Below are 22,612 nucleotides of genomic sequence, written 5' to 3'. Positions count from 1 at the left end.
GTATCGACGGGCGCATCGGCAGGGAGGCTTGGTGACTGGACAACGATGTCGACCGGGCCGGCGCGTCGGGTGCGCACTGGCCGCGGTGGCCACGACAGCGGCGGTCTTGCAGTTTTTGGCGCCTCCGGTGTCAGCGTCACCGGAAAGCGACGCCGGTGAGGCCATCACCGCGGCATGGGAGCAAGCCGGCGGCGAACATTCGGTTCTGGGCGCTCAACGGGGGGATGTCTACCCGGTCGGTGGTGGGTTCGCGCAGAACTTCGCCGGCGGCAAAATATTCTTTACCCCGGCCACCGGCGCCCGGATCCTCTACGGCGCCGTCTTGGACAAATACGAATCACTGGGCGGGCCCGCCGGCAGCGACCTGGGTTTCCCGACCATCAACGAGGTCCCTGGACTGGTCGGACCCGACACCAGGGTGAGCACCTTCTCCGCCCCCGACAAGCCGGTGATCTTCTGGTCGCCCGAGCACGGGGCGTTCGTCGTGCGCGGCGCGATCAACACCGCATGGGACAAACTGGGCAGCTCGGGCGGTGTATTGGGTGTCCCGGTGGGCGATGAGCTCTACGAGGGCGAACTGGCCACCCAACCGTTCAGCGGTGGCCGGGTGTCATGGAACCGGGTCACGAAGACCTTCGCCACTGTTCCACCGGAATTGGCCGGCCAACTGGCAGGTCTGCCCGTGCCGATCGACCCCACCGCGGCCATCAACATCGCATGGCGATCAGCGGGCGGGCCCGGCGGCCCGTTGGGCGCGAAAAAAGGCGGGCAATACCCCATCGGTCGCGACGGGATCGGGCAAAACTTCGCCGGCGGCAAGGTCTTTTTCAGTCCGGCCACCGGGGCGAATGCCGTCGAGGGAGCCATCTTGGCCAAGTACGAGTCATTGGGCGGGCCGCTCGGCAGCAACCTGGGTTATCCCGTGGCCAACGAAGCCGACGGCGGAATCAAGCCGGTGAGCCGGGTCAGCGTATTCTCCGCACCTGACCGGCCGGTGATTTTCTGGACGCCCGAGCACGGCGCGTTCGTCGTGCAGGGTGCCATGAAGGCGGCGTGGGACAAACTGGGCGGCGCGACCGGCACACTGGGTGCACCGGTCGGCGATCCGGCCCTCGACGGCGACGTGGTCTCCCAGAAGTTCGCCGGCGGCACGATCGCATGGGATCGGGTCAAGAACACATTCAGCACCCGACCGCCGAACCTGGCGGCATTGTTGCGGGGGCTGCAGGTCCCGGGTCAGCACATGCCGAGCCGTTCGGCGACGACGGCGCACTCGAGCCAGGTGCTGCACTGGCACTGGTGGTGGCTCGTCGCGGTCATTGTGGTGCTGCTGGCTGTGGTGATGACGCTGGCCGGGTTCCGGTGGCGCCAACGCCGCAGTGCCGGTCCCGGCACCACGGTGGGCGAGGCCGAACAGGGCGGGCACACCGCCGAGCCCGCCGACACCCAGTGGTCGCCGGCCGAAGGCCGCCGCGTTGCTGTGACGTCGCTGGGGCCTCGCTACTCGGAGCGGTCACGGGGCTCACCACCGACCCACGCCCCGGACCCGTTCGCGCGCGACAGCACCTGGATACCCGATGCCAGTGGGCCGGTGTCCGCTGCCCGGGCTGTGCCCACTGCCTCGGAGTCCCTCCGGGCGCCGGCCGGGTTCGACGCCGCGGGAGAGGATCCCGATGCGGTGGACACGGCTCCGACCCGGGTGCCTACGGCAACCGAAGTGCGCAGCGGGCGCCACGCGGCGGTGGAGACCGCAGCAGACGCCGGCCCGCGGACCCCGGCTGCGCCTGCCCGGCTGGCGATCCACCTGCCGCTGGAGGATCCCTACCAGGCTCCCGACGGCTACCCGGTCAAGGCCAATACCAGTTCCGGTCTGTATTACACACCCGAAAGTGAGCTCTACGAGGAGACGCTGGCCGAAATCTGGCTTGCCAGCGAAGAAGTCGCGCGGGCCAACGGATTCATCAAAGCGGGTTGAGCCTTAGAGCTTACGGATCACCGTGACGACCTTGCCCAGCACCGTGGCCTCGTTTCCCGGGATGGGGTCGAACGCCGGGTTATGCGGCATCAGCCACACCTGATTGCCGGTGCGTTTGAACGTTTTCACGGTGGCTTCCCCGTCAATCATCGCTGCGACGATATCGCCGTTATCGGCGACGTTCTGCTGGCGGACCACGACCCAGTCGCCGTCACAGATCGCCGCCTCGACCATGGAGTCGCCGACGACTTTGAGCAGGAATAGCGCGCCGTCACCGACCAGCGCCCTGGGCAGCGGGAAAACGTCTTCAACGGCTTCTTCGGCGAGGATCGGGCCGCCGGCCGCGATCCGTCCGAGAACCGGGACGAACGTGGGCTCCGGCACGGCGTCGGAGCCGGCGACCTCAGTGGCCGGCACTGCGACAGCCTCGTCGGCTCCACGGACGTCGACAGCGCGGGGGCGGTTCGGGTCGCGGCGCAAATAGCCCTTGCGCTCCAGCGTGCGCAGTTGGTGAGCCACCGACGACGTCGAGGTCAGACCAACAGCGTCGCCGATTTCCCGGATGCTGGGCGGATAGCCGCGGGTGGTCACCGAGGCGCGGATGACATCCAAGATGGTGCGCTGCCGCGCGGTGAGCACCGAATCGGCAGCATGCGGACGGCGACCCGGGTCGGTGGTGTCGCTGGAATCGCTCATACCACGCGAGAGTAGCCGCATTTCATCGATTAATCAAACACGTGTTCGATGCATGTCGCGGGGCTAGCGCGCACCCGGTGGTGTCGGTGGCCCGCGGTATCGTCCGGCCATGTCTGACACCATTCGATCAGATGTTCGACATTCGAACAGAGTATCGAGTATATTTCGAACACATGATCGATGACCACGGTGAGGAGGCGAACACCGATGACACTGATCGACGCGAGCCCGCTGAACAACCGCCGTGCAGCGCGGCCGGCCCGGGTTAAGGCGCGGTGCCGCCCGCCCGGCTCGCGGCGGCCCGGGCCGGCACGGCCGGCATGGCCCTCACCGCGGTACCGGGGTCCGGGTGTGGCCAGGTCCACTGCCGCGCACCACAGGCGCCCCGTAACGGCGGCGACGACGGTGGCGCTCGCGCTGGTCTCGGCGCTGATCACACTCTGGCTGGGGCTGGTTGCCCACCGCGGTGGGCTGGTGGGCGGCGCCGTGGCAGGGACGCCCGCCCGGATACCTGACCGGCTTGCCGTGGTGCGCGTTGAGGCGGGGGAGACGTGGGATCACCTGGCGGCCCGGGTGGCTCCCGGCGCGCCGGCGGGCCAGGTGGCCGACCGCATCCGCGAACTCAACGGCCTGGACGCCGCCACGCTGACCGCGGGTCAGACACTGATCGCTCCGGTCGGCTGACCTGTTCGGATGGCACGCGAAAAAGCTGACGGCCCAACGCTGGTCAGCGCAGGTGGGCCGACCGCGGCGGTGTTGGCGGTACCGGGGAGCGCCCAGGTACTCTCAAAGTCGTCTGAGAAACCTGGCCATCAGCGCGGCGAAGGAGCGGCCATGCACTGCCCGTTCTGCCGCCATCCCGATTCCCGGGTGGTGGACTCACGGGAAACCGATGAAGGTCAGGCTATTCGGCGTCGAAGGTCCTGCCCGGAGTGCGGGAGGCGGTTCACCACTGTGGAAACCGCCGTGCTGGCCGTCGTCAAGCGCAGCGGTGTCACCGAGCCGTTTAGCCGGGAGAAGGTCATCCGCGGCGTGCGCCGCGCGTGCCAGGGCCGCCAGGTCGATGACGACGCGCTCAACCTGCTCGCCCAGCAGGTCGAAGACACCGTGCGCGCGACCGGTTCGCCGGAAGTGCCCAGCCACGAGGTGGGCCTGGCGATCCTCGGGCCGCTGCGCGAACTTGACGAGGTGGCCTATCTGCGGTTCGCGTCGGTGTACCGATCCTTTTCCTCTGCTGACGATTTCGAGCGGGAGATTGAGGCGCTGCGTGCCCATCGCAAACTCTCGACGCCCAGGTGAGGCGGTGACGCCCCAGAGCCGGCGCTAGTCTGGCTCCATGCCGATAGACCTACACCCCGACCTTCAGCCCCTGGCGCCTCTGCTCGGCACGTGGGCGGGCCGTGGTTCGGGGAAATACCCGACGATCAGGCCGTTCGAGTATTTCGAAGAGGTGGTCTTTTCGCATGTGGGCAAGCCTTTTCTGAGCTACGGGCAAAAGACCACAGCAGCCACCGACGGCACGCCGCTGCATGCGGAGACGGGGTATTTCCGCGTGCCGGAACCGGGTCGGGTCGAACTGGTCCTCGCGCATCCGAGCGGCATCACCGAAATCGAGGTCGGCCGTTATTCGGCCGCCGAGGGTGTTATCGAGGTTGAGATGACGGCGTCACACATTGGATTGACCCCGACCGCCAAAGAGGTCACCGCACTGGCCCGGCGCCTTCGGGTCGACGGCGACGAATTGTCCTACCAGGTGGAGATGGGCGCGGTCGGGCAACCCCCGCAGAATCACCTCACCGCGGTGTTACACCGGCAACGCTGACTGCCACCCAAAACGCGTTGGCGGCTTTGCCGGATCCACGCTAGACACGCGGCGTGGTCACACGACGTGCGTCACGCCGTCGTTGACCACCCGGCCGGCTACCCGAACCCAGCCTTGGGGATTCCAGGTGGTTTCGATCACAGAACCCTTGCCCTGCACGATGGTCAGGTCACGGCTGAGGTAGTCGGTTATCCGCACGGCCGCCGCGCCGGTGGCTTCGTCTTCGGGCACACCGACGTTGGCGGCGAACATCCGGCAGCGCAGCACGCCAGCGGCCTCATCGCTCCAGGCCCACAAGTAGTGCTGGATGTCGTCGGGATAGTCGGCCGGATCAGCGGCGGCGAGGGCGTCGAGAGAGTCCAGATCGTAGATGGCGAACTCGGGTGCCCATTCCGAGCGCGCGCTGATCGCGGTGAGCTCGTCGTCATAGCTGACCTGGACGACCCCGGCGGGCACTTGCAGTGTCCGTATCGGCATACCCTGTTCGCGCAGCCACCACGACGCGCCCACAATCGGGTGGCCGGCGAACGGAAGTTCGGTGCGCGGTGTGTAGATACGGGCATGCGCGGATGTCGAACCAGCGGCGGGCAGATCGACGAATATCGTTTCGCTATACCCTAATTGGGTTGCGATGTGCTGCCTGGCCGGGGGCTGGACCTGACCCGCATCGATGACGGCGAGCGGGTTTCCGAAATCGCCGTGTGGGTCGGTGAACACCCGCAAAACCGTCACCTCGATGCTCATGGGGTGACTGTACGACGCCGCCGGCCGGGCTGATCAGGTGGCGCTGCGTTCGTCGGAGCCCATCGCGGTGAGCACCGCGTCACGGGTTTCTGCCGAACCCGACACGCTGAGCTCACCGCCGCCGCTGCGGAGCAGCTCCCGATGTGCGGCCGGGTCGTGGCGCGCCGGTTCCGTCGTGTCGATAAAGTGTTCGACGACTTCGATGAAGCGGTCGGGATCATCGTGGAAAGGGAAGTGCCCGCAGCGCTCAAAAATCTCCAACCGTGAACCTGGCATGGCCGCATGGGCCATCCACGCGTGTTTGACGGGCACCACCACATCCTCTGTGCCCCAAATGATTTGCACCGGCGTCGACTCCATCAGATAACACCGGTCGAGCATCGTGACCAGCTGACCACGCCAGTCCACCACCGCCCGCAATGTGCGGGTGAAAGCCGACGACGCCATCGGCTCGGGCAGGTCGGCCAGCACCCGCAGCACATCGGGCAGGTCACGGCCCAGCTTGGTCGATCCCAGCACTGCGCCCACCGCGCGCCCGGCGATCTGCACGGCGGGCAGCACCAACGGCAGCCGCAGCAGCGCCAGGGTCTCGCTGCCCATCGGCAGCGAAGCCAGGCGCAGCACCATATTCACATCACTGGTGACACCGCCGGGCGCGACCAGGACGAGCCGCTCAACCAATTGCGGGAACTGGTAAGCGAACTGCATCGCTACCCCGCCGCCGAGCGAATGGCCGATGACGGTGGCACTTTCGATATCAAGCACGGACAACAAGTCGCGCATCCCGTTGGCGTAGGCCGCGACCGAGTAGTCGGCCCGCGGTTTGTCGGACTGTCCGTGACCCAGCAGGTCAACGGCGATGACCGTGAACCGCTGCGCGAGCCTGGGCTGCACACTGGTCCACGTGGTGGAGTTGTCGCCGATGCCGTGAATCAGCAACAGTACCGGCCCCGAGCCGGCGATGCGGAACGCCCGTCGGTACCCGTGAATCGCGCGGAACTGCAGTGACGGTGTGACCTCACGCACCGGGCGCAGAGTAGGTTTGCGCTCGGTCATATCGCCAACTTCGTCTCGGGGCTGTCGTGTCAGGTTGGGTTGTCGCCGTTTTTCTTCTCCGCCTGTTGGGCCAGGAAACGCTCGAATTCGGCACCGAGCTCTTCTCCGCTAGGCAGATCTTCGTCGCGCGCCAGCAGCGACCTGTTTTCCTGAGCGGCGACGAAAGCATCGTACTGTCGCTCGAGCGCGGCCACCACCTGAGCCACCTCAGGGCTCGCCTGAACCTGCTCGTCGATTTTGGCCCGGATCTCGGCCGCGGCGTCGGCCAGCGCTTTCAGCGGAAGCTGCAACGACGCGGTCTTTGCCACCTGTTCGAGCAGCGCCTGCGCGGCGGCGGGATAGTCGGTCTGCGCCAGATAATGCGGCACGTGCACGGTAAATCCCACCACCTCGTGACCGTGCTGGGCCATCCGGTATTCCAGCAGGTTTGACGCACTGGCGGGCACGTGGACCTCCGATATCCACGGCGTGAAGTCGGCGATCAGGTCCCGGTTGTTGGAATGCGCGGTCAACGTCACCGGTCGGGTGTGCGGAACCGCCATCGGGATGGTGCCCAGCCCGATCGTCCGGCGCACCCCGAGACGCTCGGCCAGCAGCCGCACCGCGCTGATAAAGCGCTCCCACTTCAAATCCGGTTCCATCCCGGCCAGCAGCAGAAACGGTGTGCCGACGCTGTCATGCAGCGCGTACAAACTGAGCTCGGGGTCGTCGTAGTGGGTGAAATGGTCGGTCCGATAGGTCATCAGCGGCCGCCGGGACCGATAATCGAGCAGCTCGTCGATCGCGAACGACGCGACCAGTTCGGTGTCCAGGCTTTCTTTGAGGTGGGCAGCCGCCAGCCGGATGGCATGCCCGGCGTCGGAAAACCCCTCCAAAGCGTGTATCAGCACCGGTCCACGCCCGTCCTTGGACGATAGCTGGGGCGCCGGGACCTCAAGCTGGTACATCCCAGTCTGCTCTGGCTGGTAGTGCCGCTCCTTGCTGTGATCCTGGGCCATTCGGTTGCCTCCTTGTCACGACGCAGTAGTGCACCGTGTCAGCTAGTGTCTCTCAGTCTCTCATCTCGACGGGCACCAGCGATCAACCCACCCGCCTGTATGTTCGAAACACGGCGTCGCCGGGCGGCATTCCGCACCCGATGCCCCGCGAAAACCCGTGGTGGGCAGAGTTGGTTTTCGGGGCGCGCAACCGGTGCGCCATGATATCCCCGATGCGCATTCGGGCGGCGGTGGTGGTGGGCGTGCTGATGGCGCTGCCGGCGTGCGGCCACCCGGTCGGCTCCGCGCCCGCTCCCACGCACGGGCACTTGGTCGGTGACCCGGCCGAGGTCCCGGTCGCGCACCCGGTGAGCCCGGACCGACGGGTGGGGGCGGTGTTTCTCGGGGCCGGTGACCTGCACACCTGCACAGGGTCGGTGGTGCATTCGGGCCACGGCGACCTCATCATGACCGCGGCACATTGTCTGGGCGGGAACACGCCGACGAGTTTTGTGCCCGGTTTCGCCAAAACAGCCGCATCTCCTGACGTGTGGATGGTGCACGCTGTCTACCTCGACCCGCGCTGGGTTAACGCCAGAGATCCGCGCGCCGACTACGCTGTCGTGCGGGTTGGTCGCGCCGACGGTCAACCCGTGGAGGCCAGGACCGGTTCGGGGCTGTCGCTGGGCCACGCGCCCCCACCGCACAGCCCGGTCAGCGTGGTGGGCTATCCGGCCGGCGTCGGCGGCATGCCGGTCGGTTGTCGGGCCCGCACCGGGATCACCGAGAGTGGTTATCCCTCGGTGGCGTGCGCGGGTCTGGTCGAGGGAACCAGTGGCGCGCCCTGGATGAGCGGGTCGACGGTGGTCGGGGTCACCGGCGGCCTTGAGGGGGGCGGCTGCGGGCAGAACGTGTCGTACTCGGCGCCGTTTGACGAGCACACCGCAGCGCTGCTGGCCCGCGCCGAGGCGGGTGGGCCGGGTGACGTGGCGCCGGTCGCGTTCGCCAGCGGTTGCTAGCGCGGCGCCGGCGCGCGGTGGCCGGTCAGCTGCGGTATTGATTGAGGGTACGCATTTCATGACGTCCAGCGCGGTGATCTGGTCAGGTCTCCGAGCATGTCGGGTCGGTGAACACCGCGTCCACACATGCGGCGGTCCCCTCGTATCTCGGTGGCATTGCTGCTGACCGGTACATCACCGCCGCGGCGGAACCCGCGAAGACGCAGGTACGTGTGCCTGATACCGGCCGGCGGAGCACGCAGCTGCGGATGCCCGATGAGACCCACAGTGGCGGGTTTGTCCACAGCTGGTCGTTTTCTCGCCTCGGGTGTGCGCCGGCTGACGGTGCCGGTTGCCAACGTTCGGCGTATGACCAACCCTCGAGATGACTTTCGACTGGACCGTCCGAGCGCGCTGATCGCGGCCTTACCGGCGGTGCTGGGATTTGTGCCGGAAAAGTCGCTGGTCTTGGTATCAGTCCACGCGGGTGACATGGGCTCGGTGCTGCGTGTCGATTTGTCGCCTGAACTCAGCGACAGAGTCGGGCACCTGGCCCAGGTGGTGGCGGCGGCCCGGCCCGAGGCGGCCATCGCGGTGGTCGTCGACGCGGACGGGGCGCAGTGCCCGGCCTGCCACCAGGACTACCGCCAGCTGTGCACCGCGCTCACCGTGGCATTGGCGCGGCATGACATCGTCTTACTGGCCGCTCACGTGGTGGATCGCGTGGCTGCCGGCGGCCGCTGGCACTGTGTCGACGGCTGCGGGGCAGGCGGTGTGGTCGACGACCCGATGGCATCGCCGCTGGCGGTGGCGGCGGTGTTGGACGGTCGGCGCCTCTACGCGCGCCGGGCCGATCTGCACGCTGTGATCGCGCTTGATCCGGTCCGCAGCGCCGAGCTGATCAGCGTGCTCGCTGAGCAGGCGAAGTCACGCGCAGCCGCCCAGAACGCTGACCCGGTCGGCTGCAGCCGCCGCGACGTCGAAAACGTGCTGGCCGCTGCGGCACGGGTTGCCGGGGGAGAGCCGCTCTCTGACCCGGAGTTGGCAGGGCTGGGCTGCGCGCTGTCCGATGTGCGGGTGCGTGACCCGCTGTGTGCCCTGGCGGTCGGGGAGAATGCCGACGACGCTGAGGCGTTGTGGGCCCTGCTGGCACGCAACCTGCCCGAGCCGTGGCGGGCAGAGGCGCTGGTGCTGCTCGCGTTCAGCGCCTATGCCCGCGGTGACGGTCCGCTGGCGGGAGTGTCGCTGGAAGCTGCGCTGCGCTGCCAGCCCGATCACCGGATGGCCGGGCTGCTGGACCGGGCGTTGCAGTCGGGTCTGCGTCCCGAGCACATCCGCGAACTGGCGGTCACCGGTTACCGGCTGGCCGAGCAGCTCGGGGTCCGGCTACCGCCGCGGCGACTGTTCGGCCGGCGAGCGGTATAGCGGATCGCTCAGGCTGCGCTGTGCGCCGCCGGGCCCGCATCGTGGTCGGGTGAGGTTATACCTTCTCGACCCTGACCGCGTGGGCCATTGCATGCGGCAGCGTCACATTCTCGTGGCCCGGTATCACGATGGTCACGTCGCCGGCGGAGTTGGTCTGCACGGTTACCCGGGCGTTGGGGACGACGCCGGCGTCCTTCAGCCGGGTGATCAGATCGATGTCGCCTTGCACATGTTCGGAGAGTTGGCGGACGATGACCGCTACCGGCGAGCCCGGCGGTAGCTCGGTCAACCGCACGAGATTGGCGTCTTCGGCGCCGAACCCCGGCCCCACGCCAAGGTCCTTCAGCCCGGGGATGGGGTTGCCGAACGGTGATGTGGTCGGGTTGTTGAGTACTTTCACGAGCCGGCGCTCGACATCCTCGCTCATCACGTGCTCCCAGCGGCAGGCCTCGGCGTGTACTTCCTCCCACGGCAACCCGATGACGTCAACGAGCAGTCGTTCGGCGAGCCGGTGTTTGCGCATCACCGCGATGGCCAGCGCACGGCCTTTATCAGTGAGTTCGAGATGACGGTCGCCGGCCACGTGCAGTAGCCCGTCGCGCTCCATCCGCGACACGGTCTGGCTGACGGTCGGACCGCTCTGGTCAAGCCGTTCGGCGATCCGCGCCCGCAACGGGGTGACGCCCTCCTCTTCGAGGTCGTAGATCGTCCTCAGATACATCTCGGTGGTGTCAACCAGCTCGTTCATTCCGCACCCTCCATCGCCGCTGAGTCTACTTGCCGAGCTGGGGGAATGGTTCACGAACACTCCAGCGCGCCAGTGCGCCCGTCGCGGGCGGCGACGGGCGCACTGCGGCTGGTCTCAACTGGCGTATGACCGCAACCGATCGGCGCGCTCACCATTGCGCAGCTTGGCCATCACTTCCCGCTCGATCTGGCGCACCCGCTCGCGGGACAGGCCGAAGAGCTTGCCGATCTGATCCAGGGTGCGCGGCTGCCCGTCGTCCAGACCGAAACGCAACCGGATGACCTGGTGTTCACGCTCGTCGAGGGTGGCCAGCACGCGGCTGATGTCGGTGTGCATCAGTTCGGCGATCACCGCACTCTCCGCGGACGCTGCCTCGGCGTCCTCGATGAAATCGCCCAGCGGCGCTTCTTCTTCGGAGCCCACCGGCATATCCAGGCTCACCGGGTCGCGGCTGTGCTCCAGCAGGTCATTGATCTTGTCGATCGGGATGCCGGATTCCGCGGCCAGTTCCTCTTCGGTGGCTTCACGTCCAAGGTTTTGATGCAACTCGCGCTTGATCCGCGCCAACTTGTTGACCTGTTCGACCAGGTGCACGGGCAGTCGGATGGTGCGGCTCTGGTCGGCCATGCCGCGGGTGATGGCCTGGCGAATCCACCAGGTGGCATAGGTGGAGAACTTGAATCCCTTTGTGTAATCAAACTTTTCCATCGCCCGGATCAAGCCGAGGTTGCCTTCCTGGATGAGGTCTAGCAATGGCATGCCCCGGCCCGTGTAGCGCTTGGCCAGTGACACCACCAGCCGCAGGTTGGCTTCCAGCAGATGGCGGCGGGCCGCCTCCCCGTCGCGTACCACAGCTTCCAACTCGCGTTTGCGGTTCTCGCCGAGGCGCTTGCGGGTTTCCAGCAGATGTTGGGCGTAGAGCCCGGCCTCGATGCGCTTGGCAAGCTCGACTTCATCGGCGGCGTTGAGCAATGCCGTCTTACCGATGCCGTTCAAATACACGCGCACGAGGTCCGCTGCAGGGCTCTGCGCATCCAGATCGCTGTCAACCCAGCTTGTGGTGGCGTCTGCCATAGCGGCCTCCTGATTGGCTTGAACTGTCAACACATCTAACGACCATCTCCAGCCAGGAGTTCCCGCCCGATCCCGGTCTCACACCCGTTGACGTGCAGAAATGTGCCGATGACCTGAGAATGTCCTGAGAAGTGCGGTGATCGGCGGTTACGCGGAACCGTCGGGCGGCGAGGTGGATGCCTGGTCCGGAGAGAAGCCGGGCCATCGGACTTGCTGCGGTGAGTCCGGTTGCGCCACCGGGCCTCTCCCGCGCTCGAGAGCTGGCCGCTGGGCCGTCGGGAACAGCGGAATGCGCCGGCGGTTCTCGAACCGACGGGGCTCTTCGGCGCGGCGGGGCGGGCGGTCGTTGGCGATCAGAACTGCCATCCACGGCAGCGGGATCGAAATAGCCACAATCGCCAGCGAGACCAGACCGTTGTGCCAGGCGCCGTAGGCGATCGCTGCCAGCACAAGAGCCGGAACCCGGAACGCCATCAACGTCAGGTATTTACGTACCCGCGCTCGATGCTGTACCTCGTAGGCGGGTGCGGCGGCGGTGATGAGCACTGGCCGACCATCGTCGTCGAAACCCAGCTCGTGGCCGCGCTTCATACCTCTACTGTCGCACATCCGAGCGGTTCCGGCGCAGCCGGTTCTCGGGGCACAATATGTGGCATGCAGACGCAGACGATCGAACGCACCGATGCCGAGGAACGTCTCGACGACGGAACCGATAGCGGTACCCCCAGGTACTTCCACTACGTCAAAAAGGACAAGATCGCCGAAAGTGCGGTGCTGGGGACTCATGTGGTCGCGTTATGCGGTGAAGTTTTTCCCGTCACGCGGGCACCCAAGCCGGGTTCGCCGGTATGCCCGGAGTGTAAACGGATCTACGACACGCTCAAAAAAGGCTGATCAGCGCGGCGCCGCGGCCCCAAAAGCCGCGGCAATCTCGTGCGCGCACCCTGCCGTTACGGCTCTACCTCGTCGCTGATGTGCAGCACCGCGGATAATTCGATCAGTTTGGCTTCGTGCTGGGTGGCGTGGTGTCGGCAAAACAGTAGTTCAGCGCCGGAGGGCAAGGTGACACGCACACGAGCCACGGCGCCGCATCGGTCGCAGCGATCAGCCCTGGTCAGTTCAGGACTGGTCAGTGTCGCGTTCATAGTTCTCCGTTTCGTGCCTGCTTTAACGTTGTCAGACGCCGCCCGCGTGGGCCTTGTTCCCCGAGGGTTACCCGCTGTGTCATTTCTCACCCGTGGCTGGCAGTCTGGGTGAGGTGAGTCACTCGGCCCGCCTGCTGGTGCACCTCTGCGGTGTCCGGGACTGGTGGGATGCCCGCAACGCAGGCGAACTGCGTCCCGAGTCACTCGATAGTGCCGGGTTCATCCATCTTTCGACGCCCGAGCAGGTGCATTTGCCGGCCAACCGGCTCTACCGGGGGCGGGCTGACCTGGTGCTGCTTACCATCGATCCGGGTGCGCTCGAGTCACCTGTGCGGTGGGAACCGGGAGTACCAACAGATCCGGCGTCGATGTTGTTCCCCCACCTGTACGGTCCGCTGCCGGTCCGTGCGGTGGTCGGTGTCACCGCCTATCGGCCGGGCCCCGACGGTGCTTTTCCACCGCTGTGCTGGTCGGCTGCCGACCCTACGTAGGCGTCGGCTTCGATCTCGGCCAGCAGGTCGGCCGCGATGAGCGCGGACACCTCGACCATGGTGGCCGCCGGCCGGGTGTCGCCGACGAGGCCGGCGAGCACCGCGCCCACCTCACGCCAGCGCGAGATATCGGTCAGATAGATGCGGGTTCGGACCACACCACTGAGTGCCGCGCCCGCCCGTTGCAGCGCAATCTCGATGCGGCGCAAAGCCTCTCAGATTTGAGCGGCAACATCGCCGGCGCCAGTGGGCTGCTGGCACCTTATGGTCCCACGTGATCGAGCTACCGGGAGTGAAGGCCTGCTGCCCCCGCTGCGTGAGTACACCGCAACGACTTCCAAGCGGACCGGGACCGGGTATGGCGTGCCGGCCCGATCTGCTGAACTCGCAGCGAGCGACACCTCCAAGGCGTAATCTCGCCCTCGGTGATGGAGGCACCACCGTGATGAGTGTCGAGGCTCTCGCCGTCCACCGGCGCTGCTTGGAACGAATAGAAGGCGCATGGGCCGCCTTCCTCACTCGACGAAGAGAACTTCTCGCTCAAGCGGAACGCTTTGGTTCAGCGCCTGAGAAAGTGACCGAACAGATTCTGTCCGCGCTCTTCAGCGACGTTCTTGACTGGCCAGTCGCGCACGTCAATTACCAGCTGGGATGGGCCGACATCGTTCTGACCAGCCCCGGAGTGCGGTGGGTTGTCGTGGAAGCGAAGCGCCCCGGAAGGCTCGCCTGGCATCGCAGTGCCATCGAGCAGGCCCTTGGCCAGGTCTGCCGGTATGCCGACCAACAGAACGTGCGCGTTGTGGTGATCAGCGATGGTCAAATGCTCTATGCCGCCGATCGCGTCCATGGCGGGCTGCAGGATCGTGTCTTCGTCGATCTCTCTGCTGGAGCGCCTCCACAGGACCTGTGGTGGATAAGCGTTCACGGTGTTTACCGTCCCAGAGACGATCTCGACGCTGCTCAACTACGCCTCTTGCCTGAAGCGCCGCTCGAAACGACTACCCACTGCTCGCAAGACGGACAGGTCGACGGTCTTCTGCATCCACGGTACAAGCTGACGGCGCAGTGCTTCGCTTACGTCGGCAACGCGGCAAATACCCGCTCGTGGAAGCTGCCGTATCGTACCGAGGCGGGTGCAATCGACCTCAGGAGACTCCCTGGGGCCATCAACGCGGTTTTGAAGAGCTATCGAGGTGTCAGGGTGGATATTCCCGAGGCAGCGATCCCCGATGTCCTTGTGCGACTAGCACGAGCCGCTAAGATCGCCGGACGCTTCGACGGAACGCTTCGGGACGAACCCGCCAACTGCTATGAATTGCTTGCTGTGATTCTCGCGCAGGAGGGTAGGCTCTCGGAGGTCTGAGCTGCTCGCGTTTTCGGCATCATGGCTGCTGAGCTGCACAACTGAGTGGTTGCTCGACTACTGTTGCCGAACTGGACTGCCGCAAGTGCGCCACAATCGCCGTCCCTCGCGTTCAGCCGCTCGGGCTTGGGCTCACAGCCCTGCACGCCGTGATCCCGGTAGCGTTCAATGGCCCTCGGGCGCAGGGTGATTGAGTTGAGGAGCGGCAACACCCCGCCGTGCCATTGTTTGCGCCTACCAGCCTGGTGAAGGCGTCACCAATAAAACCAACCACCGGTCAGAACGGCACGGTGGAGTGTCGCTCAGTCCAGGTAGTCGCGCAGCACTTGGGAACGGCTGGGGTGACGTAACTTCGACATGGTCTTGGATTCGATCTGGCGGATGCGCTCCCGCGTCACCCCATACACTTGGCCGATCTCGTCGAGGGTACGGGGCTGGCCGTCGGTAAGCCCGAAACGCAACCGCACTACACCGGCCTCGCGTTCGGACAGCGTCTCCAGCACCGACTGCAGCTGATCCTGCAGCAACGTGAACGAGACCGCATCTACGGCCACCACGGCCTCGCTGTCTTCAATGAAGTCACCGAGCTGGCTGTCGCCTTCGTCGCCGATGGTCTGGTCCAACGAGATCGGCTCGCGAGCGTATTGCTGGATTTCGAGGACCTTTTCCGGCGTGATGTCCATTTCCTTGGCGAGCTCTTCCGGAGTGGGCTCGCGACCCAGATCCTGCAGCAGCTCACGCTGGATACGGCCCAGCTTGTTGATCACCTCGACCATGTGGACGGGTATCCGGATGGTGCGGGCCTGGTCGGCCATGGCGCGGGTGATGGCCTGCCGGATCCACCATGTCGCGTACGTGGAGAACTTGTACCCCTTGGTGTAGTCGAATTTCTCCACCGCGCGGATCAGGCCCAGGTTACCTTCCTGGATCAGGTCTAAAAACGCCATCCCGCGGCCGGTGTAACGCTTGGCCAGCGACACGACAAGCCGCAGATTGGCTTCCAGCAGATGGTTTTTCGCGCGATCACCATCGCGACAGACCCACAACATGTCGCGGCGCTGCGCCGGAGAGAGCTTTTCGCCGCGCTCAGCCATCTCGGCCAGCAGCTGTCCGGCGTACAGGCCCGCTTCGATCCGCTTGGCCAGTTCGACCTCTTCCTCGGCGTTCAGCAGCGCCACCTTGCCGATCTGCTTCAGGTACGCGCGAACCGAGTCCGCCGACGCGGTGAGCTCGGCGTCTTTGCGGGCCTGACGCAGGGCCTCGGATTCGTCTTCGTCCCAGACGAAATCGCCTGAAGCCTTGTCCATTTCAGTGGGCTCAGCGATCTCTTCCTCGTCATCGATGGTGTCGTCGGCAACCGCTGCCATGGCGACCGCGTCGACCGATTCGGCGTCGTCGGGGTTGAGCTCGACGTCCTCGCTCTCCTCCGGCGGCACATCCTCCCCGAGTTCGTCGAGGTCGAGGTCGGCGACGTCAAGGTCGATGCCTTCAGCATCGATGTCCTCGCCCGGTTCGAGATCAAGATCCGGCTCGGAGTCGAAGTCTTCGGCTAGTAGGTCAGGATCGACGGCGTCGGATGCGATGGCCTCGATATCCTTCGGCGCCGCGATTTTCTTGGTGTGGCCCCGGGTGGACGCCGGCTTGACGGTGGCGCTTTTAGTGGACGCGGTGGTTTTTTTCCGCACACCGCCACGGCTGGCCGAGCTTGTTTTGGTGGTCCGGCTGGCCGAACCGGTCTTGTCGGCCCGGCTGGTCGAGGATGTCTTGGTGGTCCGGCTGATCGAGCCGGCCCTGGTGGCCCGGGTGGTGGTCTTGGTAGCCCGTTTGCCGGAAGCCGAGCCGTTGGCGGCCTTGGCCGCGGATGGCTTCGCTCCAGCTTTGGCGGGGGATTTGGTGGCCGTGCGTTTCAGCGGCTCATCGGTTGCCGGGCTTGCCTTGCTCGCTGCCACGAACACCCCTTCGGTCGGACTCGCTTTCGGTGCTTGCAGGCGTGCTTAACCGAAAGTGTCTGTTATGTCGAATGTCGGCGTGAACACTCGCCGCTACCGGTTGGGCGGCCGCCGGTGACCATTGTAGCGACAGCATGTGGCCGCAGGTGCCCGTGCGGGGCAAAATTCAGCGCGTCACGTCGATGGTGGCTGCCATTGCCGCGCCGACGATCCCTGCGCTGTTCTGCAACGCAGCCGGCACCACCGGGGTGCGGTTCTCCAGCAGAGGCACCCATTTGTCGGCCTTTCTGCTGATGCCGCCGCCGGCGATGAACAGATCGGGCCAGATCGCGTTCTCGATGACGATCAAGACCTTGGTCACTTCTTTCGCCCACTTTTTGTAGCTCCAGTGGTGCTGGTCTCTGACCGACGACGCTGCCCGGTGCTCGGCCTCCTTGCCGTGGACCTCCAGGTGGCCGAACTCGGTATTGGGCAGCAGCTTCCCGTTGTGAATGACAGCCGATCCGATCCCGGTCCCGAAGGTGAGCAATACCACTACGCCGGTTTTGTCTTTCCCTGCGCCGTATCGTTCTTCGGCCAGTCCGGCGGCGTCGGCGTCGTTGAGAACGGTGACCGGCTGGCCGTCGAGTTCCGCGCTGATGACTGCGCGTGCATCGGTGCCGATCCAGGACTTGTCCACATTGGCCGCGGTTTGCGCGACGCCGCCAGTGACGACGCCCGGATAGGTCACGCCCAGCGGTTGAGTCCAGCCGAATTCGTTGACAACCTTGGCGATGGTTTTGGCAACTGCCGATGGTGTGGCTGGCTGCGGGGTGGGCAGCTTGAGGCGGTCGCCGATCAGTTGCCCGGTGCTGAGATCGACCACCCCGCCTTTGATGCCGCTGCCGCCGACGTCGACACCGAACCCGCGGCGCGGTTCGCCGCTGGTCGCATCCGTGCCGGGCACGGTGGTGGTGGAGTCGCTGGTGGTCATCACATCTCCTCAGCGGGACTTGGGTGTTTGCCCACACCCTAGTGGGTGGGCCACGAGTCGGCGGCGGTGTGCGGGCCGCCCGCAGCCGCTGAGTCCGCTGTGATGCGATAGACCGGTGACATCTGACAACGACCCCGCCCAGCTGCGTTCGGTGGCCGAAACGCTCGTCGACGAGGCCGCTGCGTTCGTGCGCCGTCGTCGTGCTGAGGTGTTCGGCGCCGACGCGGGTACATCCGACAACAGCGCGGTGCGGACGAAAAGTACCCCCACCGACCCGGTGACGGTCGTCGACACGGAAACCGAACGGCTGCTTCGCAGCCGGTTGGCCCAACTGCGGCCCGGCGACCCGATTCTTGGTGAGGAGGGGGGTGGTCCGGCCGGTGAGGCGGCGGCCGACACCGGGACGGTCACGTGGGTGCTCGACCCCATTGATGGCACGGTGAACTTCGTCTACGGGATCCCGGCGTACGCGGTGTCCATCGCCGCCCAGGTCGGTGGCGTGTCGGTGGCCGGTGCGGTCGCTGACGTCGCGGCGGGCCGGGTGTATTCGGCCGGGGCCGGGCTCGGTGCGCATCTGGCTGACCAGGACGGAACCCGGGCGCTGCACTGCACCGGGATCGGTGATTTGTCGATGGCCCTGTTGGGCACCGGGTTCGCGTATTCCAGGCAGCGGCGGACAACTCAGGCAGCGCTACTGGCGCGGATGCTTCCCCTGGTCCGTGACGTGCGTCGTATCGGTTCTGCGGCATTGGATTTGTGCATGGTGGCGGCCGGCCGTCTGGACGCCTACTACGAGCACGGTCTGCACGTGTGGGACTGCGCAGCGGGCGCGCTGATCGCCGCTGAGGCCGGAGCCCGGGTGTTGTTACCCGCGCCGGAGGGGCCGGCGGGCGCTGCCGGTCTGGTGGTCGCCGCCGCGCCCGGGATCGCCGACGAGCTTTTCGCAGCACTGGACCGTTTCGACGGGTTGACCTCGATGTGGGGGGAATGATCCGCTTGGCGACCGCCGGGGCGGGTCGCGGTTCAGCAGGTGTTGGCGTGGATCTTTGACAGCAGCGCGGGATCGGAGGGCTCGGTGGCGCCGGGGCGCAGACTGGCGAGCACGGAATCGATGTCGTCGCTGTGCGCCAGGGTGGTGAAGTCGGTGCCCAACGCCAGGTCTACGGAGTCGTCGGTGCGGTCATCGCGGAACAACTCGGTACACGGTGCCACCAGCCACACCGCGGCCGCGGTCGCTTCACCGGCCTCGCCGAAGCGGATCTGGCCCTGGCAGGTCAGGCGTGCGCTGGCATAGATCGGGTCATTGGCGGCGGTCGGCTGCGCGAAACCCAGGTCATGGAGTGCGTCGGCGATGTCGGCGGCCTGACCGCCCCGGCCGCTGGCGTTGAGGACACGGACCTTGGTCTGGGCGAGTTTTGCGGGTGTGACATTCACCATAGCCGCGCGTGACACTTTCTCGCCCAGCTTCGGCTGGGCCGGATCGGTTGGCTCAGGGGGCGGGTTACACACGGCCGCCTCGCGGATGTCGGCCGGGCGGGTCAGCGCGATTGTCCACACCACGGCCGCCGCCACCGCCAAAACGGCCAAAAGGCACAGCGCCGGCCGGGCATTGCGTCGTCGAAAGGGCCGCCCGCGCTTGTCGAACGCGGTGCCCTCCGTGATGAGCGCGACCACAGGGGAACTTTAAACCGCAGTGCCCGGAATGGCACAGGACGGCACGCACATCGATGTGATGTAAATCACACATGATCGCGAGGAAATACGGGCACGAATCGTTTGGTGGATGCGTTCGACGCTGGTACAAAGCGTTGCTTGCAAGGTAACGAGGGGACACGAAGATGCCTACCGACTATGACGCCCCACGGCGCACCGATACCGACGATGTCTCCGAGGATTCGCTGGAGGAGCTCAAAGCCCGGCGACACGAGGCAGCTTCGGCCGTGGTCGACGTCGATGAATCCGAAACCGCCGAATCGTTCGAGCTACCCGGCGCCGACTTGTCCGGTGAGGAGCTTTCGGTTCGCGTTATCCCTAAGCAGGCCGATGAGTTCACCTGCTCGAGTTGCTTCTTGGTGCAACATCGCAGCCGACTGGCCAGCGAGAAGAACGGCGTGATGATCTGCACCGATTGCGCCGCTTAGGCCGGTTTCAACTCTGCAATGCCGAGAGCACCCGCTGCGGGTGACGGCAGCTCACCAACCAGTAAGGCGTCGGGTCGTCCGGGTCGTCAAGGACCAGCAGCACCATCGGGCCGACCCACCCGCGGTGCACGACAAAGGCGGCCGGGTCGAGCTGGCGCCCGAGCGCGGCGGATTTGGCGGAGCGCGGCACGACGGCGGAGCGGGTGATTGCGGTGAGAGGCAGATGTGCTTGTCCGGCCCAGAATTCGACGCCAGCATCACTGGCAGTGACCCGGATCTCGACGCGGCCCAGCCACAGCAACGCGGCGGCGGCTAACGCGAACAGTGCCGCGAATGGCAACCAGTCCGGCAGGCCCGGCACACCCTGGTTGACTTCGAGTGCGATGAGCGCCGCTAACCCGAATCCCAGTGGCCACCACCACCATGGCACCCACAGCCGCTCGCGATACCGCACGCTTTGCGGACTGACGCGCGGACCCGACACGCGCTCGAGGGTAATCTGTGGGCCCGTGTCGACTAGTCTGGCGGTGGTCCGCCTGGATCGTGGGCTGCCCTTGCCCAGCCGGGCCCACGACGGCGACGCCGGGGTCGATCTGTACAGCGCTCACGATGTCGAACTCGCCCCGGGGCAACGCGCCCTGGTGTCGACCGGCATCGCGGTCGCCATTCCGTTCGGAATGGTGGGCCTCGTGCATCCGCGTTCGGGATTAGCTGCGCGGGCGGGACTTTCGATCGTCAACAGCCCGGGCACCATCGACGCGGGTTATCGCGGCGAGATCAAAGTCGCGCTGATCAACCTCGACCCACACACCCCGATCGTCGTGCACCGCGGTGACCGGATCGCCCAGTTGCTGGTTCAGCGGGTGGAGCTGGTGGACTTGGTGGAGGTCTCCTCGTTCGAGGAGGCCGGCCTGGCCGACACATCGCGCGGAGACGGTGGCCACGGCTCTTCTGGCGGACATCCCAGCCTGTGACCGGTGACGACAATGCGGAGCGAAGCGATGAGGAGAAGCGGCGGGGGTAATGGCATTCGGTAGACGCAAGCGCAAAGACGAACGCGCATCCATCAGCCGCGCGGCCGAGGATGAGCCGCTGGAGCCGGCCGCTGCGCTCGCAGCCGAACCCGCCGAGGAGCTGGAAGGCCCCTTCGACATCGACGACTTCGATGACCCGGCGACTGCCGAACTCGCCCGCCTCGACCTCGGGTCGGTGCTGATCCCAATACCCACGGCCAGCCAGCTGCAGGTCGAGCTCACCGAAACCGGGCTGCCGAGCGCGATCTGGATTGTGACCCCCAACGGCCGGTTCACCATCGCTGCCTATGCCGCGCCGAAGACCGGAGGTTTGTGGCGCGAGGTGGCCGCCGAGCTGGCGGCCGCGCTGCGCAAAGACAGCGTCGAAGTCAGCATTCATGACGGGCCGTGGGGCCGCGAAGTCGTGGGCACCGCCTCTGGCGTCGTGCGCTTCATCGGGGTCGACGGGTATCGCTGGATGATCCGTTGCGTGGTCAACGGCACCCCCGACACTATCGACGCGTTGACGCAGGAGGCTCGAGAAGTTTTGGCGGACACCGTCGTACGTCGCGGCAACACGCCGTTGCCGGTGCGCACGCCGCTGCCGGTGCAGCTGCCTGAGCCGATGGCTGCGCAGCTGCGCGAGGCCACCGCCGCGCAGCAGGCCGGTGCACAGCAACCCGGTGCGGGCGTGTCGGCCGCGCGCCGCAGCGCAGCCGGATCAGCGATGCAGCAGCTGCGCAGCAGCACCACCGGCGGCTGAGGATTGCCCGGTGGGTCCGGCTAGCGATCGTCGGCGTCGCCCAGCGCGGCCAGGCAGGCAGCGCCGAGCATGGCCGGGTCGGCGCCGATCTGGTCCAGCGTGACGCGCCGCAGCGCCGCACGCGGCGCGGCGGCCGCCCATTCCACACCCACCTGCAGCGGGTGAATCGGGTCGTCCACTGCGGCGGCGATTCCCAGCGGGGCGGTGAGCCCCCGCAGGTCGGCGCCGCTGGGCGCGACATAGCCGGCGGCTTCCTCCATGGCGTCGGGAAGCTGCGGCCACTGGGCCCGCCATGACCGGGCCAGCTCCTCAGCCAGCCAGGGTGGGCTGGAGGCGCGCAGCTGTGTCGTTGCCGCGGTCAAGCCGGCACGGCGCAGCAGCAGCGCCGAGTGCCGCGCCGCCTGGGCCGCCGGAGCCGCCCCGGGCGCCCCGGTCCAGGGCGGCAGCGCGGCCAGGACCGCAACGGCCCGATCGGGATGGTCGAGGGCCCACGCCGCCGCTACTGCGGCACCGATCGAAATACCGCCGACAGCAACCGGGCCCGACCGGGCCGCCTCATCGAGGGCGGCGCGGTATCCGGCGATCAGACGTCCCGGCTGCGGCGGTGGCGCCAGCAGCAGCGCCCCCGTCGCGCGTAACGGGCCGGCAAACGCCCGGCAGACGTAGTCGTCATCGGAACCGGTCCCGGCCAGCAACACGGTCGTCACACCGCGCAAATCGACAGCCACCCCCCGATAGTGCCTTGCGGTGAGGGGTAGGTCACCGCCATCCGCGGGTCGGCGTGGCATCGCGGAACCAACAGGTCTACGGTGTCCGTTGGCATAACTGGCGCCCATCATCAGTCAGATGGGCCCCAGACCGGATCTTGAGGTGTCAGGAGAGGCCATGGCGGCCGGAGGTTATCTACGCCGGCTAACTCGTCGGTTGACCGAGGACCCCGAGCAGCGCGACGTCGAGGAGCTTTCCGACGAGGTCGTCAATACCGGCGCGCAGCGTGCGATTGATTGCCAGCGCGGCCAGGAGGTCACGATGGTGGGCACGTTGCGCAGCGTCGAGACGAACGCCAAGGGTTGTGCCGGCGGAGTCCGCGCCGAATTTTTCGACGGCACCGACACCGTCGCCCTGGTGTGGCTGGGTCAACGCCGGATACCCGGCATCGACTCGGGCCGCAAGCTTCGGGTGCACGGCCGGCTGGGCAAGCTGGACAACGGGACGAAAGCGATTTACAACCCGCACTACGAAATTCAGCAGTGACCGCC

Annotated in this window: 27 protein-coding genes and 1 pseudogene; 14 read left to right on the top strand and 14 right to left on the bottom strand. The window is 66.5% G+C overall.

The genetic code is table 11. The annotated features are described in order from the left end of the window. Positions 1 to 31: 31 nt before the first annotated feature. Positions 32 to 1,975 (top strand): sunset domain-containing protein, encoded by a 1,944-nt coding sequence (locus tag G6N08_RS18235; protein ID WP_371869049.1) that lies wholly within the window; start codon positions 32 to 34, stop codon positions 1,973 to 1,975. A gap of 3 nt (positions 1,976 to 1,978) precedes the next feature. Here the strand turns inward: G6N08_RS18235 and lexA are convergent, their stop codons facing one another. After that, complete coding sequence (gene lexA, locus G6N08_RS18230) at positions 1,979 to 2,671, bottom strand: transcriptional repressor LexA (RefSeq protein ID WP_163759602.1); 693 nt, start codon at positions 2,669 to 2,671, stop codon at positions 1,979 to 1,981. Positions 2,672 to 2,878: 207 nt separating this feature from the next. Between lexA and G6N08_RS18225 the strand changes: the two genes are divergently transcribed. From G6N08_RS18225 to G6N08_RS18215, 3 genes are all read left to right on the top strand, one after another. Further along, complete coding sequence (locus G6N08_RS18225) at positions 2,879 to 3,355, top strand: LysM peptidoglycan-binding domain-containing protein (protein WP_163759599.1); 477 nt, start codon at positions 2,879 to 2,881, stop codon at positions 3,353 to 3,355. 150 nt (positions 3,356 to 3,505) lie between these two features. After that, a complete protein-coding gene (nrdR, locus tag G6N08_RS18220; protein ID WP_163760869.1) occupies positions 3,506 to 3,970 on the top strand; it encodes a transcriptional regulator NrdR in 465 nt (154 codons plus the stop codon). A 37-nt stretch (positions 3,971 to 4,007) separates the two neighbouring features. Then, complete coding sequence (locus G6N08_RS18215; RefSeq protein ID WP_163759597.1) at positions 4,008 to 4,493, top strand: peroxynitrite isomerase; 486 nt, start codon at positions 4,008 to 4,010, stop codon at positions 4,491 to 4,493. Positions 4,494 to 4,550: 57 nt separating this feature from the next. Here the strand turns inward: G6N08_RS18215 and G6N08_RS18210 are convergent, their stop codons facing one another. The 3 genes from G6N08_RS18210 to G6N08_RS18200 are packed head-to-tail and all read right to left on the bottom strand — an operon-like array spanning position 4,551 to position 7,291. Further along, on the bottom strand, positions 4,551 to 5,237 hold the full coding sequence (locus G6N08_RS18210; protein ID WP_163759595.1) for a PhzF family phenazine biosynthesis protein: 687 nt from the start codon (positions 5,235 to 5,237) through the stop codon (positions 4,551 to 4,553). Between the two features lie 33 nt (positions 5,238 to 5,270). Beyond that, complete coding sequence (locus G6N08_RS18205) at positions 5,271 to 6,293, bottom strand: alpha/beta fold hydrolase (protein WP_163759592.1); 1,023 nt, start codon at positions 6,291 to 6,293, stop codon at positions 5,271 to 5,273. 29 nt (positions 6,294 to 6,322) lie between these two features. Then, positions 6,323 to 7,291, bottom strand: coding sequence for a proteasome assembly chaperone family protein (locus G6N08_RS18200; RefSeq protein ID WP_163759589.1), 969 nt, complete (start codon positions 7,289 to 7,291; stop codon positions 6,323 to 6,325). Positions 7,292 to 7,491: 200 nt separating this feature from the next. On the opposite strand from G6N08_RS18200, the gene G6N08_RS18195 reads away from it, so the two are divergent. Further along, positions 7,492 to 8,289: a trypsin-like serine peptidase gene (locus tag G6N08_RS18195; RefSeq protein ID WP_163760866.1), complete on the top strand. Its 798-nt coding sequence runs from the start codon at positions 7,492 to 7,494 to the stop codon at positions 8,287 to 8,289. A gap of 348 nt (positions 8,290 to 8,637) precedes the next feature. Continuing rightward, on the top strand, positions 8,638 to 9,693 hold the full coding sequence (locus G6N08_RS18190) for a DUF4192 domain-containing protein (protein WP_163759587.1): 1,056 nt from the start codon (positions 8,638 to 8,640) through the stop codon (positions 9,691 to 9,693). Between the two features lie 55 nt (positions 9,694 to 9,748). Here G6N08_RS18190 and G6N08_RS18185 read toward each other — a convergent pair whose 3' ends face one another. The 3 genes from G6N08_RS18185 to G6N08_RS18175 all read right to left on the bottom strand — a co-directional run bounded on the left by G6N08_RS18185 (position 9,749) and on the right by G6N08_RS18175 (position 12,124). Next, positions 9,749 to 10,441 carry an iron-dependent transcriptional repressor DtxR gene (locus G6N08_RS18185; protein WP_163759584.1) on the bottom strand — a complete coding sequence of 231 codons (693 nt, stop codon included), beginning with the start codon at positions 10,439 to 10,441 and terminating at the stop codon, positions 9,749 to 9,751. A 114-nt stretch (positions 10,442 to 10,555) separates the two neighbouring features. After that, positions 10,556 to 11,545, bottom strand: coding sequence for a sigma-70 family RNA polymerase sigma factor SigB (sigB, locus tag G6N08_RS18180; protein ID WP_163760865.1), 990 nt, complete (start codon positions 11,543 to 11,545; stop codon positions 10,556 to 10,558). A gap of 117 nt (positions 11,546 to 11,662) precedes the next feature. After that, positions 11,663 to 12,124 (bottom strand): DUF3099 domain-containing protein, encoded by a 462-nt coding sequence (locus G6N08_RS18175; RefSeq protein WP_163759581.1) that lies wholly within the window; start codon positions 12,122 to 12,124, stop codon positions 11,663 to 11,665. 45 nt (positions 12,125 to 12,169) lie between these two features. Between G6N08_RS18175 and G6N08_RS18170 the strand changes: the two genes are divergently transcribed. Then, a complete protein-coding gene (locus G6N08_RS18170; RefSeq protein ID WP_218033396.1) occupies positions 12,170 to 12,409 on the top strand; it encodes a DUF3039 domain-containing protein in 240 nt (79 codons plus the stop codon). Between the two features lie 56 nt (positions 12,410 to 12,465). On the opposite strand, the gene G6N08_RS18165 is transcribed toward G6N08_RS18170, so the two are convergent. After that, positions 12,466 to 12,660 (bottom strand): DUF7455 domain-containing protein, encoded by a 195-nt coding sequence (locus G6N08_RS18165; protein ID WP_163759578.1) that lies wholly within the window; start codon positions 12,658 to 12,660, stop codon positions 12,466 to 12,468. Positions 12,661 to 12,773: 113 nt separating this feature from the next. On the opposite strand from G6N08_RS18165, the gene G6N08_RS18160 reads away from it, so the two are divergent. After that, positions 12,774 to 13,151: a DUF952 domain-containing protein gene (locus G6N08_RS18160; RefSeq protein WP_163759575.1), complete on the top strand. Its 378-nt coding sequence runs from the start codon at positions 12,774 to 12,776 to the stop codon at positions 13,149 to 13,151. Here the strand turns inward: G6N08_RS18160 and G6N08_RS20935 are convergent. After that, positions 13,088 to 13,492: pseudogene (locus tag G6N08_RS20935) on the bottom strand (Rid family hydrolase). The gene G6N08_RS18160 and the pseudogene G6N08_RS20935 sit on opposite strands and share 64 nt — an antisense overlap. A gap of 104 nt (positions 13,493 to 13,596) precedes the next feature. Between G6N08_RS20935 and G6N08_RS18150 the strand changes: the two are divergent. Next, on the top strand, positions 13,597 to 14,514 hold the full coding sequence (locus G6N08_RS18150; RefSeq protein WP_218033417.1) for a hypothetical protein: 918 nt from the start codon (positions 13,597 to 13,599) through the stop codon (positions 14,512 to 14,514). Between the two features lie 302 nt (positions 14,515 to 14,816). Here the strand turns inward: G6N08_RS18150 and G6N08_RS18145 are convergent, their stop codons facing one another. Both G6N08_RS18145 and ppgK read right to left on the bottom strand, forming a co-directional pair. After that, a complete protein-coding gene (locus G6N08_RS18145) occupies positions 14,817 to 16,463 on the bottom strand; it encodes an RNA polymerase sigma factor (RefSeq protein WP_163759573.1) in 1,647 nt (548 codons plus the stop codon). 166 nt (positions 16,464 to 16,629) lie between these two features. Then, positions 16,630 to 17,436 carry a polyphosphate--glucose phosphotransferase gene (ppgK, locus tag G6N08_RS18140; RefSeq protein ID WP_163759570.1) on the bottom strand — a complete coding sequence of 269 codons (807 nt, stop codon included), beginning with the start codon at positions 17,434 to 17,436 and terminating at the stop codon, positions 16,630 to 16,632. Between the two features lie 115 nt (positions 17,437 to 17,551). On the opposite strand from ppgK, the gene G6N08_RS18135 reads away from it, so the two are divergent. Beyond that, entirely contained in the window at positions 17,552 to 18,427 is an 876-nt protein-coding gene (locus G6N08_RS18135; RefSeq protein ID WP_163759568.1) for an inositol monophosphatase family protein, read from the top strand. Positions 18,428 to 18,459: 32 nt separating this feature from the next. Here G6N08_RS18135 and cei read toward each other — a convergent pair whose 3' ends face one another. After that, a complete protein-coding gene (gene cei / locus G6N08_RS18130; RefSeq protein ID WP_163759565.1) occupies positions 18,460 to 19,110 on the bottom strand; it encodes an envelope integrity protein Cei in 651 nt (216 codons plus the stop codon). A gap of 164 nt (positions 19,111 to 19,274) precedes the next feature. Here cei and G6N08_RS18125 point away from each other — a divergent pair, with 164 nt between their 5' ends. Beyond that, the gene (locus G6N08_RS18125) at positions 19,275 to 19,577 is read left to right on the top strand and encodes a DUF4193 domain-containing protein (protein ID WP_163759562.1); all 303 of its coding nucleotides are present in this window, start codon (positions 19,275 to 19,277) and stop codon (positions 19,575 to 19,577) included. Between the two features lie 7 nt (positions 19,578 to 19,584). On the opposite strand, the gene G6N08_RS18120 is transcribed toward G6N08_RS18125, so the two are convergent. Beyond that, a complete protein-coding gene (locus tag G6N08_RS18120) occupies positions 19,585 to 20,061 on the bottom strand; it encodes a DUF3093 domain-containing protein (protein WP_163759559.1) in 477 nt (158 codons plus the stop codon). Positions 20,062 to 20,086: 25 nt separating this feature from the next. Here G6N08_RS18120 and dut point away from each other — a divergent pair, with 25 nt between their 5' ends. Together dut and G6N08_RS18110 are read left to right on the top strand one after the other, a co-directional pair. After that, a complete protein-coding gene (gene dut, locus G6N08_RS18115; RefSeq protein ID WP_163759556.1) occupies positions 20,087 to 20,551 on the top strand; it encodes a dUTP diphosphatase in 465 nt (154 codons plus the stop codon). A gap of 49 nt (positions 20,552 to 20,600) precedes the next feature. Further along, on the top strand, positions 20,601 to 21,353 hold the full coding sequence (locus tag G6N08_RS18110) for a DUF3710 domain-containing protein (protein ID WP_163759553.1): 753 nt from the start codon (positions 20,601 to 20,603) through the stop codon (positions 21,351 to 21,353). A gap of 20 nt (positions 21,354 to 21,373) precedes the next feature. On the opposite strand, the gene G6N08_RS18105 is transcribed toward G6N08_RS18110, so the two are convergent. Beyond that, positions 21,374 to 22,081, bottom strand: coding sequence for an alpha/beta hydrolase (locus G6N08_RS18105; protein WP_246216802.1), 708 nt, complete (start codon positions 22,079 to 22,081; stop codon positions 21,374 to 21,376). 157 nt (positions 22,082 to 22,238) lie between these two features. Here G6N08_RS18105 and G6N08_RS18100 point away from each other — a divergent pair, with 157 nt between their 5' ends. After that, on the top strand, positions 22,239 to 22,607 hold the full coding sequence (locus G6N08_RS18100) for an OB-fold nucleic acid binding domain-containing protein (RefSeq protein ID WP_163760861.1): 369 nt from the start codon (positions 22,239 to 22,241) through the stop codon (positions 22,605 to 22,607). Positions 22,608 to 22,612: the final 5 nt, after the last annotated feature.

The organism is Mycobacterium botniense, from assembly GCF_010723305.1.
Lineage (GTDB): Bacteria > Actinomycetota > Actinomycetes > Mycobacteriales > Mycobacteriaceae > Mycobacterium > Mycobacterium botniense.
The sequence above is the reverse complement of the archived record's forward strand: the minus strand, read 5'-3'. Positions and strand labels throughout refer to the sequence as shown.